The organism is Rathayibacter caricis DSM 15933 (assembly GCF_003044275.1).
Classification (GTDB): domain Bacteria; phylum Actinomycetota; class Actinomycetes; order Actinomycetales; family Microbacteriaceae; genus Rathayibacter; species Rathayibacter caricis.
On record NZ_PZPL01000001.1, the window covers coordinates 299,408 to 314,941 of the forward strand.

The window sequence follows — 15,534 nt, forward strand, 5'->3', positions numbered from 1 at the left end:
ACGCCGGGGGCGCCGCCCTCAGATCGCCCCGGTCGAGGCCCACAGGTGGAACGCGGCGTGCGCGCGATGCGGCCGCCACTGCTCCGACAGCGCGTCGGCGACCGCGGTCGTCACCCCGCCCAGGGCGCGCCGCAGCACGAGGTCGCCCGCGGGGAACGCATCGGGGTCGCCGAGGAACCGCAGCGCGAGGTAGTCGGCCGTCCACGGGCCGATCCCCGGGATCGCGAGCAGCGCCCGCCGCTGCTGTGGCAGGTCGGCGTCGGGGTCGAGCACCAGCCCGTCCGCGAACGCACTCGCGACGGCCCGCACGGTGCGCGCTCGGGCGTTCGTGACTCCGACGGCCGAGCGCAGCTCCTCGAGCGGCACGGACAGGAGGGCGCCCGGAGTCGGGAACGACCGCAGCCCCGCCGCGCCGGCACCGCCGAAGGCCGCGACCACCCGGCCGCCGAAGGTCCGCGCCGCCGCGACCGACACCTGCTGGCCGAGCACCGCGACGACCGCGGCCTCGAACGCCTCGGGATACCGGACCGCCCGCAGCCCCGGCCGCGCGGCGACGGAGGGCGCGAGCAGCGGATCGACGGACAACGAGCGGCCGATCGCCTCGACGTCGGAGTCGAGATCGAGCCAGGCCCGCACGAGCGCCGCCGCAGCATCGACCGCATCGGCCTCGGCGGTGACGAGCGCGCCCCACGCCGTCGGCTCGAGCACGACGAGCCGCGGGCGACCGCCGATGCTCAGCAGCCGCTCGAGCCGGCGGCCGCCGTCGGCGACCCGCTCGGCTCCGGGCAGCGCGTGGTTCCGGAGGAGGTTCGCGGTCGCCGGGAGGTCGACCGGCCCGTTCGCCCGCAGCTCGAGAGTGCGCACCTCGCTCAGGGGACCAGCACCACCTTGCCGCGAGCGCGGCCGGAGGCGACGAGCTCGAGGGCTGCGGTCGCCTCGGCGAGCGGGAACGAGGGTGCGAGGACGACCTCGAGCTCCCCCCGGCCCGCCGCGTCGAGGAGGGAGGCGCGGGCGGAGTCGCGGAGCGCGGTGCCGGGATCGGCGCCGGCTCCCCCGCCCAGCCGCAGCACGCCGCCGAGGCGCTCGGCGCGCTCGAAGCCCGCGATGGTGGCGATGCGGGAGCGGTCGGCGATCAGGGCGACCGAGACGTCGAGGGCCTCGTCGGTCCCCGCGGTGTCGAGGGCGGCATCGACGCCGTCGGGTGCCGCTGCCCGCACGCGCTCCTCGAGACCCGGCCCGTAGGCCAGCGGCTCGCCGCCGAAGCGCCGGACGACCGCCTCACCCCGGGCGCTCGCCGTGCCCAGCACCCGCGCGCCACGGGCGACCGCGAGCTGCACCAGCAGGCTCCCCACCGCTCCGCTCGCCCCGTGCACGAGCACGGTCTCGCCGGCGGCGACCCGCACCGCCTCGAGCAGGTGCACGGCCGTGGTGCCGGTCAGCAGGAGCCCGGCCGCCGCCTCCCAGCCGAGCCCGGCGGGCTTGGGCAGGACGGAGGACGCCCGCGCGATCAGCTCCTCGCTCCAGCCGCCCGCGACCCGGAAGGCCACGACCTCGTCGCCGACGTGCAGCGGACCGAGCGGGCCGACGGCGCCGTCGCCCACCGCGGTCACGACTCCCGACACCTCGGAGCCCGGGCGCACCGGAGTGCGGCCCTGCCCGAAGACGCCCTGCAGCAGCTTGGCGTCGGAGGGGTTCACTCCCGCCGCGCGGACGCGCACGCGCACCGCTCCGGGCCCCGGCTCGCCGAGCTCCACCTCGACCGCGCGCAGCGAGGTGCCCGAGTAGTCGTCCGCCTGCATCGCCAGGACCATGCCGTTCCCCCTCCGGGATCGCGGCCCGGGAAGGCCCGGGCGCGGCCGACGCTAGCACCGGCCGCCGACATCGCGGCAGCCGGTTCCCGTCGGTCCGAGAACGCGCGTTCCCTCGGCGCGTACGATGGGAGGATGCCCGCGCCCACCGCCGATCCCGACGTAGCGACGACCTCGTCGCGCGCCGAGGCCCCGTCCCCGCGCGCAGCGATCCATTCCCCGCGCGCAGCGATCCTGTCCCCCCGCGCAGCGATCCTGGCCGCGGCCGACCGCCTCTACTACGAGCGCGGGATCCTGTCGGTGGGCATGGACGAGCTGCGCACCGCCTCGGGCGTCTCGCTGAAGCGCCTCTACGCGGAGTTCCCGAGCAAGGAGGCCGTCGTCGTGGCCGTGCTGCACGGCCGGCACGACGCCTGGACCGCCGGTGTCACCGCCCGGGTCGCCGGAGCCGACGGCCCGCGCGAGAAGCTGCTCGCGATCTACGACTTCCTCTTCGACTGGTTCTCGGAGGACACCTTCCGCGGCTGCGGGTTCATCAACGCCTTCGGCGAGCTGGGCTCCTCGAATCCGGCCGTGGCGCAGCTCGCCCGCGAGCACAAGGCGTCGTTCCAGCGCTTCCTCGCCGAGCTCGCCGAGCAGATCGGAGGCGACGCCGAGCTGGCGGCGCAGCTCGCGATCCTCGCGGAGGGCGCGCAGACGACCGCCGCGATCGCCGGGACGCCCGAGGCGGCCCTGCAGGCGCGCCGCGCGGCCGTCGTGCTGATCGACGCCGAAGCGCGCCGAGCGGCCTGACCGCGGATCCCTACGCCTCGCCGCCCCCGGGCGGACCGACGATCAGCAGCGCCGTGAACACGACGGCCACGGCCGCGAGCACCAGCACTCCCGCGAGCACGGGCCGCACGAGCGCCCAGCGCAGCAGCCTGCTCGTCACCCGCTGATCGCGCGAATCCTCGCCGGCGACCCGGCGCCAGCCGCCCTCGAGGAGCCCGCGGCGCTCGAAGCCGCGCTCGAGCGGCACGGTGGCGTACGGGATCACCGCGCTGGCGACCGCGAGGACCGTCGCTCCGATCGACCACCGCTGGTTCACCGAGAGCACGAGAGCGGCGGCGCCGTAGGCCAGGAAGGCGAAGCCGTGGATCGGACCGGCGACGCTGACGGGCCAGTCGCCGACGCCGACGGCGTACTTCAGCAGCATGCCGACGATCAGGAGGGTCCAGGTCACCGCCTCGACGATCGAGAGGACGCGGAAGAGTCGACGGGGGCTCATGGCCGGGAGACTACGGCACCCCGGCTCCGGAGGACCTGAGCCGGACGACCGATGGCGCACTCAGCCCAGGACGTGCGTCAGCGACAGCGCCGACAGCGCTCCCACCGCGACGGCGGCGACGGTCGCGAGCAGCCCGTGCAGGCGCATCCGCGCCGGGGCGGTGACCTGTCCGCCCTGCAGTCCGGTCCAGAGCTGGTCGGCGACGGCCGACGCCGAGGGCCGCTCGGCAGGGTCGAGCGCGGTCATCGCGGTCAGCAGCGGGCGCCAGCGCTCGGGGACGTTCGCGGGCACCACCGGTGCGTGGTGCATCCGCTGCAGCGAGATCTCGAGCGTGGTGCCCTCGTAGGCGCGGCGGCCCGAGAGCGCCTCGAGCAGCACGAGACCGAGGGAGTAGACGTCGGAGGCGGGACCGACGGGGCCGGCTCCCACGCTCTCGGGGCTCAGGTAGCCGGCGGTGCCGACGAGCAGGTCGGGGCGGGTCAGCCGCGCGTCGTCGACCGCGCGGGCGATGCCGAAGTCGCTGAGCTTCGCCTCGCGGAGGGAGGCGCCGGCCGGCATGGGCCGCGAGCGCACGAGGACGTTCTCGGGCTTCACATCGCGGTGGAGCACTCCGCGGGCGTGCAGGTGGGCGAGCGCGTCGGCGACCTGAGCGCCGACCTCGGCGATCATCCGCTCGTCGGAGGAGGAGAACCAGGCGGCGGCCGGGTCGGCGGGGTCGAAGTACTCGAGGACGAGGTACGACAGCTCGCCCTCCTCGTGCGCGATCTCGCCCTGGTCGAGGATCTCGACGACGGCCGAGTGGCGGGAGTCGATGAGCAAGCGGATCTCGCGCTCGCGGCGCGAGCGCTCGTTGGGGGTGTCGGCGACGGCGCGGTGCACCTTCACGGCGACGGGACGGGCGAGGCGCTGGTCGCGGGCCCGGTAGACGGTGGCGCTGCCGCCCTCGCCGATGCGCTCGAGCACCAGGTAGCGGCCGGCCAGGGTGGCGCCCAGGAGCGGGTCGGCGACCGCGCTCGGAGGCAGGAGGCCGATCGTCTCGATCACGTCGCACCTCCTCGTTCCGGAATCGCTAGCTTGTCTAACTAGCTATGAGAGTTCTATCGGTACGGACCGCTCCCGCACAAGCCGGTCGCCCGGGGTTCCCGATCACTAGATGTTCTTGCTACACGACTGTCTAGACTGTCCTGCATGGACGACGTCGCGACCCCTCGACCCGGAGCCTTCTGGTTCCCGGGCGAGACGAGCGAGCCCGGAGCCGTCGAGGTCCTCGCCGCGATGCGAGCCTTCCGGACCGCCGAGACCGCGATGCGCCGCCGCACGCGCGGATCGATGGGCATGGGCGAGAACGACCTCCTCGCGGTGCAGTTCCTCATGCGCCGTCAGCAGACCGGCCAGCACGTGAGCCCGAAGGACCTCGCCGCCTACCTCGGCATCTCCTCCGCGTCGACGACCGTGCTGATCGACCGGCTCGCGAAGAGCGGTCACGTCGTGCGCCAGCCCCACCCCAGCGATCGCCGCGCGATCCGCATCGTCGCGACCCCCACCTCCCACCGCGAGGTGCGCGAGACGCTCGACGAGATGCACCGCCGGATGCTCGAAGCGGCCGAGAGGCTCGACGCGACCGAGGCGGGAACGATCATCCGCTTCCTCCAGACGATGCGGGACATCGTCGAGAACCCGACCGAGACGGCCGACATCGCCTTCGCCGACCAGGCCTTCGCCGACGAGCTCGTGGACAGCACGCAGGAGCGCCGACGCGCCTGAGGTCGCACGCGACCCCGCTCCGCCGACTCGGAGTTCTCGATCTCCGTTCACCTCCGGGCGATACCGTCGATCCGTCGTGCGCACAAGGCCTGGCGCATCCTCTTCGACACGGGGCGGGGCACTATCGGCGGAGCGGCATCCGGTCAATCCCCCTGGTGCTGTTAGCTAGCTTGACTAGTAGGAAGTCTGTCTAGCGATATGCTGATCGGACCGCACCCACTCGTCTGATCGGAGAAGATCATGGGCAACATCCTGTACGGAACGCCTCCCGCCGCCATCGAGGTCGAGGACCGGGCACTCGCCCACCTCCAGATCGTGATCATCAATAAGTTCCGCCGCGACGAGCGCTTCCTGCTGACCCTGGACGCCTCCCCCCAGGCCGGCACCGGCCGCCGCGGGGTCTGGATGCACCCGACCATCCCGATCCAGTTCGAGTTCAAGGGCAGCCGCCAGCCCACGATCAACCCGGAGTGGGTCGAGTCGCTGATGGAGCGGGCGAACAGCGGAGCGGGCCTGCGCATCGTGCCCGAGCCCGCTGCGCAGGCCGCCGTGCCGCTGCGCCGCGCCGAGCCCGCCGCCTAGCCCCACCGGCCACCACTCCCCCGGATCCGACGACTCCCGATCGACGAGCCGATCCGGCAGCAGCACCCACGAAGGCCCGCTTCTCCCTGGAGCGGGCCTTCGTCGCGTCCGGGTACAGCACGGATGGCTCTTCCTCGCAATTCGCTCGAAGGTGGTTGACATTTCCCGCCACCGGGTGATGACGAGCCCTACACTTCGAGGGCGGTGCAGGGGACGTTCCGGCGGGCTCGTCCTCGCACCGCACGCATGGCCGGTCGCCGGCCCGGGTCCCCCTGCCCGAGGCCGGCGCCCGGATTCGAGGCGCATCCGACGCGCCGTGATCAGGTCCGCCACCCCTCAGGAGCCCGGCGACATGACCCTCGACACCACCTCCCGCACGAGCGGCAGCACCGACGACACGGACAGCGACGACACGGACAGCACCGACGGCACCGACGGCGGTGCTGTCGACCAGACCGCCGCGGCGCCCGCGCAGGACCTCGCGCACCCCGGAGCGGTGTTCACCGCCGTCACCTCGGGCGGCCTCGAGCAGTGGCGGATCGTCGCCGTCCTCGGCATCCGCGTGCTCGCCGAACGCCTCGAGGGCGCCGCGAGTCCCGCCGGGACCGAGCGCCGCAGCTTCACGCTCCGCTTCGTGCGCTACCGGCTCTCGCTGCCGTCCGAGATCGCGCCGGAGCCGCAGGAGGCGCCGGAGCGACGCGACCGGCGCTGACCTCGGCGCCCCTAGAGCGCAGGCTCCGGTCGCACCGACTGCGGCAGCCGCGCGAACAGCCGGTCGAACACGGCCCGGCGGTCGAAGCGCAGCGCGTACTCGCGCGCAGCCACCGCGAGTCGTGCCCGCTCGGCGTCGTCGAGCTCGAGGATCGCGTGGTCCAGCAGGGCGGCGATCGCGTCCGGGTCCTCGACGGGAGTGATGAACGCGTGCTCGCCGATCGCCTCGCCGATCCCGCCGGTGAGCGTCGTGATCACGGGGCCGCCTCCGGCGAGCATCTTCTCGGCGAGCGCGATGCCGAAGGTCTCGACGAACTCCGGGCGCGGCTTGCTGGGCAGCACGAAGGCCGAGCATCCGGCCATCAGGTAGGGCTTCTCGGCGTCGCCCACGTCGTCGAGGAAGCGGATGCGGTGCGCCAGCGGTGACGCCGCCGCGATCCGGCGGAGCTCCGCCTCCTGGGGTCCGCGGCCCGCGATGACGAGCTCGTGCTGCTCGTGCACGCGGCTGCGCTCGTAGCCGGCGATGAGGTCCTCGACTCCCTTGGCCTCGGTGAGGCGGGAGAGGAACAGCACGTAGCCGTCCTTGCGCAGTCCGCGGGCGCGCACGAGGTCCTCGAGGGCGACCGGGTCGAGGTCGGAGTAGGCGTCGGAGTCGATCGCCGGGTACGAGATCTCGATGCGGGCGCGGCACTGCTCGGCGAAGCGGGTGCCGTGCGCGGCGTCGATCCGCTCGGCCTCCTCGACGATGAGGTCGCGGGTGTACTCCGACACCGCGACGCAGTGGTCCTGCGAGAGGTACGAGGCGAAGATGTGGGCGGCGGCGCCCAGGCGCCCCTCCTCCACGGCCCGGCGGACGACGTTGGTGACGTCCGAGCCGACCGCCTCCGCGACCGTGGTGACGTCGACGGGCAGTCCGGTGCTCCAGGCCGCGCGCAGCGCATCCGCCACCGCGATCGTGTGGGGGCTGAGGTAGAGCGAGAGGCAGACGGTGGGCACGCCGTCGGTGAAGAGCTCGACCAGGCGGCCGATCATGCCGGCGAGGTAGCGGCCGTCCGGCACCTTGTAGTCGCCCACCGGAGCCGGTCGCTCGACGATGATGCCGTCGCTGTAGGGCAGCACCGCGTCCAGCGGCTTCAGCGGCAGGCCCGCCGCCTCGAGGCGCTCGATCGGCCAGGTGACGATGCGGACCTCGTCGAAGCCGCGCTCGCGAGCCGTCTCGGCCAGGTTGCGCGCCTCGACCGAGTGGCCGCAGATCACCGGATCCGCCCGGACGACGATCACGAGCCGGTTCTGCACGGTGCTCGCGTGAGTGCTCTGGTCCATGGTCTCCTCCTAGGGCTGGATGGTGCTGGACTGGATGGTGCTGGTCGGGGTGGTGGTCGTGGTCGGCCGCACCGGATGCGACGGCGGTCGGTGCTCCGACGCGGTCGCCCAGTCCGACGGCTCCGGTCCGAGGTGCAGGGTGAGCTCGCCGCCGCGGTGCAGCTCGGCGGCGCTCAGGACGCTCGCCTCGAGCGGCGCTCCGTTCAGCTCGGCCGACTGCACGTACTGCACCGGCCCGCCGGGCACGGGCTCGACGAAGCCGGTCGTGCGGATCTCGAAGTCGGCGCCGCCGACGGCCACGGACACGCGGGAGTACGCGGGGGCGTTCACGAGGAGCAGCCCCTGCCCCGCGACGGGGAACAGGCCCAGACCCGCCCAGACGTACCAGGAGCTCAGGCCTCCGGAGTCGTCGTTGCCGGGCAGTCCGCCGCGGCCGGTGCCGAAGCGCTGGTGCAGCACGCCGTGCACGATCTCGGCCGTGCGGTCGGGCCGGCCGGCGTAGTGGTAGGCCCACGGCGACTCCATGTCGGGCTCGTTGTTGAGCCCCTCGAAGCGCCCGAGCGCTGCACCCGCGAGCATCTCGGCGCGCTCGGGCCGGAGTCCGGGCTGGCGCACCGGCTCGGCGCCGTAGCCGAAGAACTCGTCGAGCTGCGCGACGAAGGAGTCGTCCCCTCCGCTCAGCGCGATGCGCCCCGCCATGTCGTGCAGCAGGCGGAAGGAGTAGTTGTGCCGCGTGCCCTCGTAGTAGGTCGAGTCCTTCAGCAGGCCCGTCCGCAGGTCGAAGGCGTTCACCCACTGCGCCGCGCGCTCCTCGAGCTGCTCGGCGAGCACCCGGTCTCCGACGTGACGCGCGACGACCGCGGTGCACCAGTAGCCGTGAGCGAGGTCGAGGGTGTGGCTGATCGGATGCGCCTCGCCGGCCGCGAGGAACTCCTCGCCGTAGGTGCGCTTGAGATCCTCCGCCATGTGCACGAGGGCCGCCTCCCAGTCGATTCCGGGCAGACCCAGTCGGCAGAGGTCGGCGAGGAAGGTGTGCGCGAGGGCGCTGCCCTGCCGCGAGAAGCGGTCGCTGCCCTTCGCCATCCGGTAGCCGATCGGGAAGTTGCCCTCCTCCTCGCAGATGGTCAGCAGGGCCGCCGCGATCTCGACGGCGCGCTCGGGCAGCAGCGCCGTGAGCAGCGGAAGCTGGGTGCGGTAGATGTCCCACATGGTGCTGATGTCGAAGACGAACGGACCGTCGGTCGGCCAGAACGGGCTCTCGGATGGAGCGAGGCACGGCTTGATCAGCGAGTGGTACAGCGCGGTCGAGAAGACGGTCTCGCGGTCGACGGACGGCGTGTCGACGGCGATCCGGCGCAGGTGCTTCCGCCACGTCTTGCGGGTGCGGTCGCGGCGCTGGTCGAAGCCGGTGCCGGTCGGCGGCACGTCGCGGTGCAGGTTCTCGCGGGCGCGCTCCGTGCCGCGGAGAGAGAAGCCCATCCGGAGCTCGACGGTCGTGCCGGGCTCGCTCGGTCCCGCCCACATCAGGCCGAACGGGCGGAGGGTCGTCGGCCGGATGTGGTCGAAGTCGAGCCGCGTGCCGCCCGGCATCAGCCGGCGGTCGTACCAGAGCATCTGGCGCCACTGCAGCGCGTCGCACTCGAGGTGCACGGCCAGCGGAGCGCCCTCCATCACGATCTCGCCGCTCGCGACGCCGGGCGAGATCGAGCGCAGCTGCGCGCGCAGCGGGATCGTCGCTCCGCTCGGGATCGCGAGGCCGCCGAGCGACAGGTCGACGACGACGCGGGCGCTGCGGTGGCGCGGGAACGTGTAGCGGTGCACCGCCGAGGCGGGGCCGACCGTGAGCTCGGCGCGCACTCCCGAGGAGAGGGTCGCGGCGTAGTAGCCCGGCTCGGCGACCTCGTCGACGACGTCCCAGCTGCGGCCGAGCTCGTCGAGCGGCTCGATCATCGGCGTGACGCGGAGGTAGTTGTAGTACTTCCGGATCGCGCCGGTGCCCGACTGCTGGAAGTGGGTGAAGCCCGACGCCTCGATGCCCTCGCGGATCCGCGGAGGGACTCCCTCCAGCGCCAGGTCGTAGCGTCCGTAGCCCGTCGGGTACGCCCCGGAGTAGGAGCACGCCGAGACCATGCCCAGCGGGTACGTCGCGCCCGGATGCGTGTTGCCGATCTGCGGCTTCGGCGACCACCAGGTCGCGGCGAGGCCGACGGGATCCGGGAGGTCCGTGGGCTCCGTGCCGAGGAACGGGTCGACCCGCTCGATCATGCTCCGCTCACCGCCGCCGCCATGCCGTGACGCTAGGGGCGGTCGGTGTCATCGGAGTGACGCGGAGACGACGGGACGGCGACGGTCGGGAGACCGGGGAGGGGCGCCGGGACCCGCCCTACGGGATCAGCTTCTCGGCGCGGTAGCGGTCGAACAGCGCGGTGAAGGAGTCGACCGTGCGGTGGTGCAGCGTGAATCCGGCGAGGCGGGACTTGCTGATGTCGGTGACGACCTCGATCCCGCGGCCGAGGTCGGCGTCGGTGTGCCACCAGGAGGCGACGCGGGCGAGGTCGGGCTCGATCAGGCCGTGCTGCTCGACCAGGCGCTGCCAGACGGGCTGCACGTCGGCCATCTGCTGCTCGAGCGGCTGCGGCTGCTCCCCCGGGCCCACCGGCTCCACGCCGAAGTACTCGGCCAGGCGCGTCCACATCCAGCGCCAGCGGAACACGTCGCCGTTGACGACGTTGAACGCCTCGTCGCGGCCGGCCTCGGAGGTCGCGGCCCACACCATCTGCGCGGCGAGCACGGTGGCATCCGTCATGTCGGTGAGGCCGTTCCACTGGGTGAGCGAGCCCGGGAACACGAACGGCTCTCCGAGCTCGCGCTGGATCGAGGCGTAGACCGCGAGGGTCAGTCCCATGTTCATCGCGTTGCCGACCGCGTGCCCGATCACCGTGTGCGAGCGGTGCACCGACCAGGTGAAGCCCGCGCGCTCGGCGGCGGCGAAGAGCTCGTCCTCCTGCGCGTAGTAGAAGTTCGGAGCGTCCAGGCGCTCCTCCTCCTCGTGGAACGGGGTGTCGGGCATCGCGCCCTGTCCGTAGGCCTCGAAGGGTCCGAGGTAGTGCTTGAGCCCGGTGACCAGGGCGACGTGCTCGAGCGGCGCGTGCGCCAGTGCTGCGAGCAGGTCGCGGACCATGCCGGCGTTGACGGCGATGTTCTCCTCCTCCGTCTCCTGGCGCGACCAGGCGGTGAAGAAGACGTGGGTGGGGCGCTCGTCGGCGAGGACGCGGGCGAGGTCCTCGGCCGAGCGGAGGTCGGCCGACAGGGGGCGGACACCGGGCCGCTCGGCGATCGGCCGGCGGGAGAGGGCCGTCACGGGCCAGCCCTGCCCGGTCAGCAGGTCGACGAGGGCGGAGCCGCCGATGCCGGTCGCACCGACGACGAGGGCGCGGCGGTCGGTCGCGGAGGCGTCGGAGTCGGAGGCAGTGGTGGAGGAGGTGGACGGGGTGGACGGGTGCGTCGAAGTCATCCCCAGGGGCAACGCCGACCGCCGCGAGGCATTCCCTACCGGGTCCCGCCGTGGCCGTCCTCCCCAGGCGACTCGTCCGTTCCTCCCTCCCCGTAACACCTGGACACAGACGGCGGCCCGCCACCGCCGGCGGCTACCGTCGCACCCGTGCCGCCACTCCGGCGCGCCGATCGAGAGGAGCCGACATGCCTGTCGCCACCACCGCCGCGCCCACCGCGACGACCGAGAAGGTCCCCTACGAGACCCTCGCCGCGCGCTTCCGGCCGCTCTTCGCCGAGATCGCGGCGGGCGCCTCCGCTCGCGAGCGCGACCACGTGCTGCCCGCCGAGCAGATCCGAGCCCTCGCCGAGGCCGGGTTCGGCGCCGTCCGCGTCCCGATCGAGAACGGAGGAGCGGGGGCGTCGCTCCCCCAGCTCTTCCGCCTGCTGACCGAGCTCGCGGCGGCCGACTCCAACATCCCGCAGGCCTTGCGCGGCCACTTCGCTCTCGTCGAGGACCGCCTGGTCGCGACCGACGGCACCCGCGAGCGCTGGCTGTCGCGCTTCGCCGACGGGCAGCTCGGCGGCAACGCCTGGACCGAGATCGGCACCGTCGCGATCGGCGACGTGAACACGAAGGTCAGCCCGATCGAGGGCGACCCGACCCGGTTCCGCGTGAACGGCACCAAGTACTACTCCACCGGCAGCATCTTCGCCGACTGGATCGACACCTTCGCCCAGCGCTCCGACACGGGTGCGACGGTGATCGCGATCGTCGACGCGCACCAGAGCGGAGTGACGCACGCCGACGACTGGGACGGCTTCGGCCAGCGCACCACGGGCTCCGGCACCAGCACCTTCGTGGACGCGGAGGTCGCCGCCGAGGACGTGATCGACTTCGGGACCCGGTTCCGCTACCAGACCGCGTTCTACCAGGCGGTGCTGCTGTCCGTGCTCGCGGGGTCGATCGCCGCCGCCGAGCGGGAGCTCGCCGAAGCGGTCCGCGCCCGCACCCGCATCTACTCGCACGGCAACGCCGACTCGTACGCGGCGGACCCGCAGATCCTGCAGGTCGTCGGCCAGATCTCGGCGGCCGCGTGGGCGGGCTCGGCGATCGTCGAGAAGGCCGCGCAGGCCCTGCAGCTCGCGCACGACGCCGCCTCCGGCGACGATCTCGTGCAGGAGGAGCACCTGAACGACCTCGCGGAGCTCGAGACGGCCCAGGCGCAGATCGTGCTGACGCAGCTCGCCACCCGCGCGACCTCCGACGTCTTCGACGCGCTCGGCGCCTCCGGAGTGAGCACCTCGAAGAACCTCGACCGGCACTGGCGCAACTCGCGCACCGCCGCCAGCCACAACCCGTGGGTCTTCAAGGCGCGGATCGTCGGCGATCACTCCGTGACCGGGGCACTTCCTCCGCGGGTCTGGTCGATCGGTGCGGGACCCGGGCGTCGCGGGTAGCCTCGGCGCAGGGGCAGCACCCGCGACGAAGGGGGACGACGATGAGCCGGTTCACGAGGGACAGCATCGGGCCGACACGAAGCACGATGCGGACACGCACGGTGCCGCTGGGCCTCGGCCTCCTGGGGGTGCTCGCGCTGACCGGGTGCACGGAGCCCGCGCCGGTCGACACAGTGGCCCCGACGGCGACGACCACGGCCACCCGCGCTCCCGCCGCGACTCCGACCGCCACCGCCGCGGCTGCCACTCCGACCGCGGAGTCGCCGACGGGCGAGACGGCGGCGCCGGCGGCCGAGGCACCTGCCGCGGAAGCACCCGCAGCCGAAGCACCGGCGGCCCCGGCGGCCCCGGTCGCCGGCGGCCTCACCCCCTGCCCCGAGCTGCTCATCGCGGCGGAGCTCGCCGACCTCGAGTCCGAGGGGCTGCGGCTGAATCCGGAGCCGGCGACGTACTTCGACTACCCGATCGTCGAGGAGATGCAGCAGGCCGGCCTGCTCTGCCGGTGGACCGGGCAGGGCGACGTGTACGTCGTCGTCGGCCAGCTCGCCCTGAGCGATGAGCAGTGGCCGACCGCCCGGGAGGGGTTCCTGTCCGAGGGCTTCACGGTGGACGACGCCTCGGCACCCGGATTCCTCAACGGACCGGACGTGGAGGACGAGAGCTACCCCGGACGCGGCGTGCTGCACAGCGACGGCGTCCTCTACTACGTCAGCTACCCGGGGATCCTGCCCTCGGTCGTGCCGCTGGCCGGCTGACGGCTTTGCGCCTCGTCCCTTCATGGGGGACATGACCGGTAGCGTCGGGGGGTGAGACTTCCGTGGCAGGACCGGGGCGGGCGCGAGAGGCTTCCGCGCGACGTCCTCGTCCTCGGGATCGTGGCGTTCTTCGTCATGCTCGGCTTCGGCGTCGTCGTGCCCGTGCTGCCGGTCTACGTGCGCAGCTTCGGGGTCGGCTACGTCGAGGTCGGAGCGGTGGTGTCGGCTTTCGCGCTGATGCGGCTGGTCGCGAATCCGTTCGTCGGACCGCTCGTCGACCGGCTCGGTGAGCGCGTGGTGCTCGCGACGGGCATCGGCATCGTGGCGCTCTCGAGCGCGCTGGTCGGCCTGGCGGGCGACTACGCGCACCTGCTGCTGCTGCGCGGCGCGGGCGGCATCGGTTCGGCGATGTTCTCGGTCGCCGCGATGACGCTCCTCCTGCGCACGGCGGCGCCCGAGCGGAGGGGCCGCTCGATCGGCTTCTACCAGGGCGGGTTCCTGCTCGGCGGCATGGCCGGGCCCGCCGTCGGCGGCGTGCTGACGGCGATCTCGCTGACCGCGCCGTTCTTCTTCTACGCCGGCACGCTGGCCGTGGCCGGACTCGTCGGCCTGGTCCTGCTGCGGCGGCCGGAGCGGGACGCGGACGCGGCGAAGGCGGCGGTCGTCACTCCGATGCGCGAGGTGATCCGCGATCGCCGCTACCAGAGCGCCGTGCTCGCGAACTTCGCGCTCGGCTGGTCGGCCATGGGGGTGCGGGCGACGCTCGTGCCCGTCCTCGTGGTCGAGGGTCTCGGCGACGACCCGGCGTGGACCGGCATCGCCTTCGCGATCGCCGCGGTCGTGCAGACCGTCGCGCTCGCTCCGGCCGGTCGCTTCGTCGACACGGTGGGTCGCCGCCCGGCGCTGATCGGCGGATTCGCGGTCGCGGCGCTGGCGATGCTCGCGATGCCGCTGGTGTCGGAGCTCTGGCTGCTCGTGCTGCTGCTCTGCTTCTACGGAGCGGCCGCCGCCTTCATGGGGACGGCGCCGGGCGCTCTCGTGGGCGACGCGGCGGGCGGCCCGTCTCGGTGTTCCAGGCGGCGTCCGACCTCGGCGGAGTGATCGGGCCCCTCCTCGCGGGAGCGCTGGCGGATGCGGCCTCGCCGACCGCCGCGTTCGGCTCGGCGTTCGTGCTGCTCGCGCTCACCGCGCTGGTCGGACTGCGGATCCCGCGGAGCCGCGCGCTCTAGCTGTTGCGCCCGCGGGCGTCCACGGGCCAGACGGCCGCGCCGCCGTCGCGGGTGAGCACGCGGTACTCGTCGGCGAGGTTCACCGCGACGCAGACGTGGTTCGGAGCGATCCGCACGCGCGATCCGACCGGGAGGTCGAGCCCGGTGATCGTGGCGTGGTGCTCGGACAGCACGGTGACCCGCGCCTCCGGGTGCTCGGGCAGGCGCCCGAACCCGCTCGACACGGCGCCGCGGTCGGAGGAGAGCACCTTGCTCCCGGCATCGGCGATCAGCCGGTCGGCGCGGCGGGAGACGATCGTGGCGAGGACCGTGACCGCGATCGACTCGGGGCCGATCGTGCCCATCTCCCACTGCTGCGCGTCGCCGAGGGCCGATACCCCCGGTCGCAGCTCGGTGAGCACGCCGGGATCGGCGAAGTCGGCGGAGGGAGTCGATCCCCCGCTGATCACGCGGGCCTGGACGCCGACCGACGCGAGCGACGCGGCGGCCGCGGCGAGCGCCTCCGCTTCGTCGCGGGCCGCGGCGGCGCGCGCCTCGAGCGCGTAGCTGTGCCCGGGGAACGTGAAGACGCCGACCACGTCGAGCCCGGCGGCGACGGCGGCGGCCGCGACCCCGCCCGCCTCCTGCGAGGGGACTCCGCTGCGGTGGTGGCCCGAGTCGACCTCGACGACGACCTCGAGGCGCTCGCGCTCGGCGGCCGGGATCGCCGCGGCCGCGCGCTCGGCGGACTCCGCGGAGTCGACTCCGATGCGCACGCGCGCGGTCCGCAGGACCCGGCGCAGGCGTCCGGCGCGCTCGGCGTCGAGCCAGAGCGGGTAGGCGATGAAGAGGTCGTCGCAGCCGCCCGCGGCGAAGACCTCGGCCTCGGCCACCGTCGCGACCGTGAGGCCGACGGCGCCCGCCGCGAGCTGGCGGCGCGCGATCTCGAGCGACTTGTGCGTCTTGGCGTGCGGGCGCAGCGCCAGGCCGCGCTCGCGAGCCCGGTCGGCGGTCGCCGCGACGTTCGCGTCGAGGACGGCCTCGTCGAGGACGAGCGCGGGGGTCACGAGGGCGTCGAGGACATGCGCGGGGGCGGGGACGGGCGCGGAGGCGGAGGCCATGCTCCCGATCCTGACAGTTCCCGATCGCGTCGGCGAGGAGCA

16 protein-coding genes are annotated in these 15,534 nt (G+C 73.6%); 8 read left to right on the top strand and 8 right to left on the bottom strand.

The window, feature by feature from the left end; all coding sequences use genetic code 11:
• Positions 1-18: 18 nt before the first annotated feature.
• Positions 19-864, bottom strand: coding sequence for a DNA-3-methyladenine glycosylase 2 (locus C1I63_RS01410; RefSeq protein WP_107573479.1), 846 nt, complete (start codon positions 862-864; stop codon positions 19-21).
• 5 nt (positions 865-869) lie between these two features.
• Positions 870-1,811: an NADP-dependent oxidoreductase gene (locus C1I63_RS01415; protein WP_211315542.1), complete on the bottom strand. Its 942-nt coding sequence runs from the start codon at positions 1,809-1,811 to the stop codon at positions 870-872.
• 132 nt (positions 1,812-1,943) lie between these two features.
• Here C1I63_RS01415 and C1I63_RS01420 point away from each other — a divergent pair, with 132 nt between their 5' ends.
• Entirely contained in the window at positions 1,944-2,600 is a 657-nt protein-coding gene (locus C1I63_RS01420; RefSeq protein ID WP_107573480.1) for a TetR/AcrR family transcriptional regulator, read from the top strand.
• A 10-nt stretch (positions 2,601-2,610) separates the two neighbouring features.
• Here C1I63_RS01420 and C1I63_RS01425 read toward each other — a convergent pair whose 3' ends face one another.
• Positions 2,611-3,075, bottom strand: coding sequence for a DUF3817 domain-containing protein (locus C1I63_RS01425; RefSeq protein WP_107573481.1), 465 nt, complete (start codon positions 3,073-3,075; stop codon positions 2,611-2,613).
• Positions 3,076-3,135: 60 nt separating this feature from the next.
• Positions 3,136-4,119, bottom strand: coding sequence for a serine/threonine-protein kinase (locus C1I63_RS01430; RefSeq protein WP_107573482.1), 984 nt, complete (start codon positions 4,117-4,119; stop codon positions 3,136-3,138).
• A gap of 144 nt (positions 4,120-4,263) precedes the next feature.
• On the opposite strand from C1I63_RS01430, the gene C1I63_RS01435 reads away from it, so the two are divergent.
• The 3 genes from C1I63_RS01435 (at position 4,264) to C1I63_RS01445 (ending at position 6,133) form a co-directional block, all read left to right on the top strand.
• Positions 4,264-4,839, top strand: coding sequence for a MarR family winged helix-turn-helix transcriptional regulator (locus tag C1I63_RS01435; protein ID WP_107573483.1), 576 nt, complete (start codon positions 4,264-4,266; stop codon positions 4,837-4,839).
• A 240-nt stretch (positions 4,840-5,079) separates the two neighbouring features.
• Positions 5,080-5,421 (top strand): DUF7882 family protein, encoded by a 342-nt coding sequence (locus C1I63_RS01440; protein ID WP_107573484.1) that lies wholly within the window; start codon positions 5,080-5,082, stop codon positions 5,419-5,421.
• A gap of 352 nt (positions 5,422-5,773) precedes the next feature.
• Positions 5,774-6,133: a hypothetical protein gene (locus C1I63_RS01445; RefSeq protein ID WP_107573485.1), complete on the top strand. Its 360-nt coding sequence runs from the start codon at positions 5,774-5,776 to the stop codon at positions 6,131-6,133.
• An 11-nt stretch (positions 6,134-6,144) separates the two neighbouring features.
• Here C1I63_RS01445 and C1I63_RS01450 read toward each other — a convergent pair whose 3' ends face one another.
• The 3 genes from C1I63_RS01450 to C1I63_RS01460 form a co-directional block, all read right to left on the bottom strand.
• Positions 6,145-7,455 (bottom strand): glycosyltransferase family 4 protein, encoded by a 1,311-nt coding sequence (locus C1I63_RS01450; RefSeq protein WP_107573486.1) that lies wholly within the window; start codon positions 7,453-7,455, stop codon positions 6,145-6,147.
• A 9-nt stretch (positions 7,456-7,464) separates the two neighbouring features.
• Complete coding sequence (locus C1I63_RS01455; RefSeq protein WP_107573487.1) at positions 7,465-9,720, bottom strand: glycoside hydrolase domain-containing protein; 2,256 nt, start codon at positions 9,718-9,720, stop codon at positions 7,465-7,467.
• A 118-nt stretch (positions 9,721-9,838) separates the two neighbouring features.
• Positions 9,839-10,969 (bottom strand): SDR family oxidoreductase, encoded by a 1,131-nt coding sequence (locus tag C1I63_RS01460; RefSeq protein WP_107573488.1) that lies wholly within the window; start codon positions 10,967-10,969, stop codon positions 9,839-9,841.
• 185 nt (positions 10,970-11,154) lie between these two features.
• Here C1I63_RS01460 and C1I63_RS01465 point away from each other — a divergent pair, with 185 nt between their 5' ends.
• The 4 genes from C1I63_RS01465 (at position 11,155) to C1I63_RS20245 (ending at position 14,392) form a co-directional block, all read left to right on the top strand.
• On the top strand, positions 11,155-12,408 hold the full coding sequence (locus tag C1I63_RS01465; protein WP_107573489.1) for an acyl-CoA dehydrogenase family protein: 1,254 nt from the start codon (positions 11,155-11,157) through the stop codon (positions 12,406-12,408).
• Positions 12,409-12,494: 86 nt separating this feature from the next.
• A complete protein-coding gene (locus C1I63_RS01470) occupies positions 12,495-13,163 on the top strand; it encodes a hypothetical protein (protein WP_107573490.1) in 669 nt (222 codons plus the stop codon).
• A 51-nt stretch (positions 13,164-13,214) separates the two neighbouring features.
• On the top strand, positions 13,215-14,264 hold the full coding sequence (locus C1I63_RS01475) for an MFS transporter (protein ID WP_244906947.1): 1,050 nt from the start codon (positions 13,215-13,217) through the stop codon (positions 14,262-14,264).
• Positions 14,261-14,392, top strand: a complete 132-nt coding sequence (locus tag C1I63_RS20245; RefSeq protein ID WP_280523106.1) for a hypothetical protein — start codon at positions 14,261-14,263, stop codon at positions 14,390-14,392. Before C1I63_RS01475 ends, C1I63_RS20245 begins: the two co-directional genes overlap by 4 nt.
• Here the strand turns inward: C1I63_RS20245 and C1I63_RS01480 are convergent.
• Positions 14,389-15,492 (bottom strand): alanine racemase, encoded by a 1,104-nt coding sequence (locus tag C1I63_RS01480; protein ID WP_107573491.1) that lies wholly within the window; start codon positions 15,490-15,492, stop codon positions 14,389-14,391. The two genes, C1I63_RS20245 and C1I63_RS01480, sit on opposite strands and share 4 nt — an antisense overlap.
• Positions 15,493-15,534: the final 42 nt, after the last annotated feature.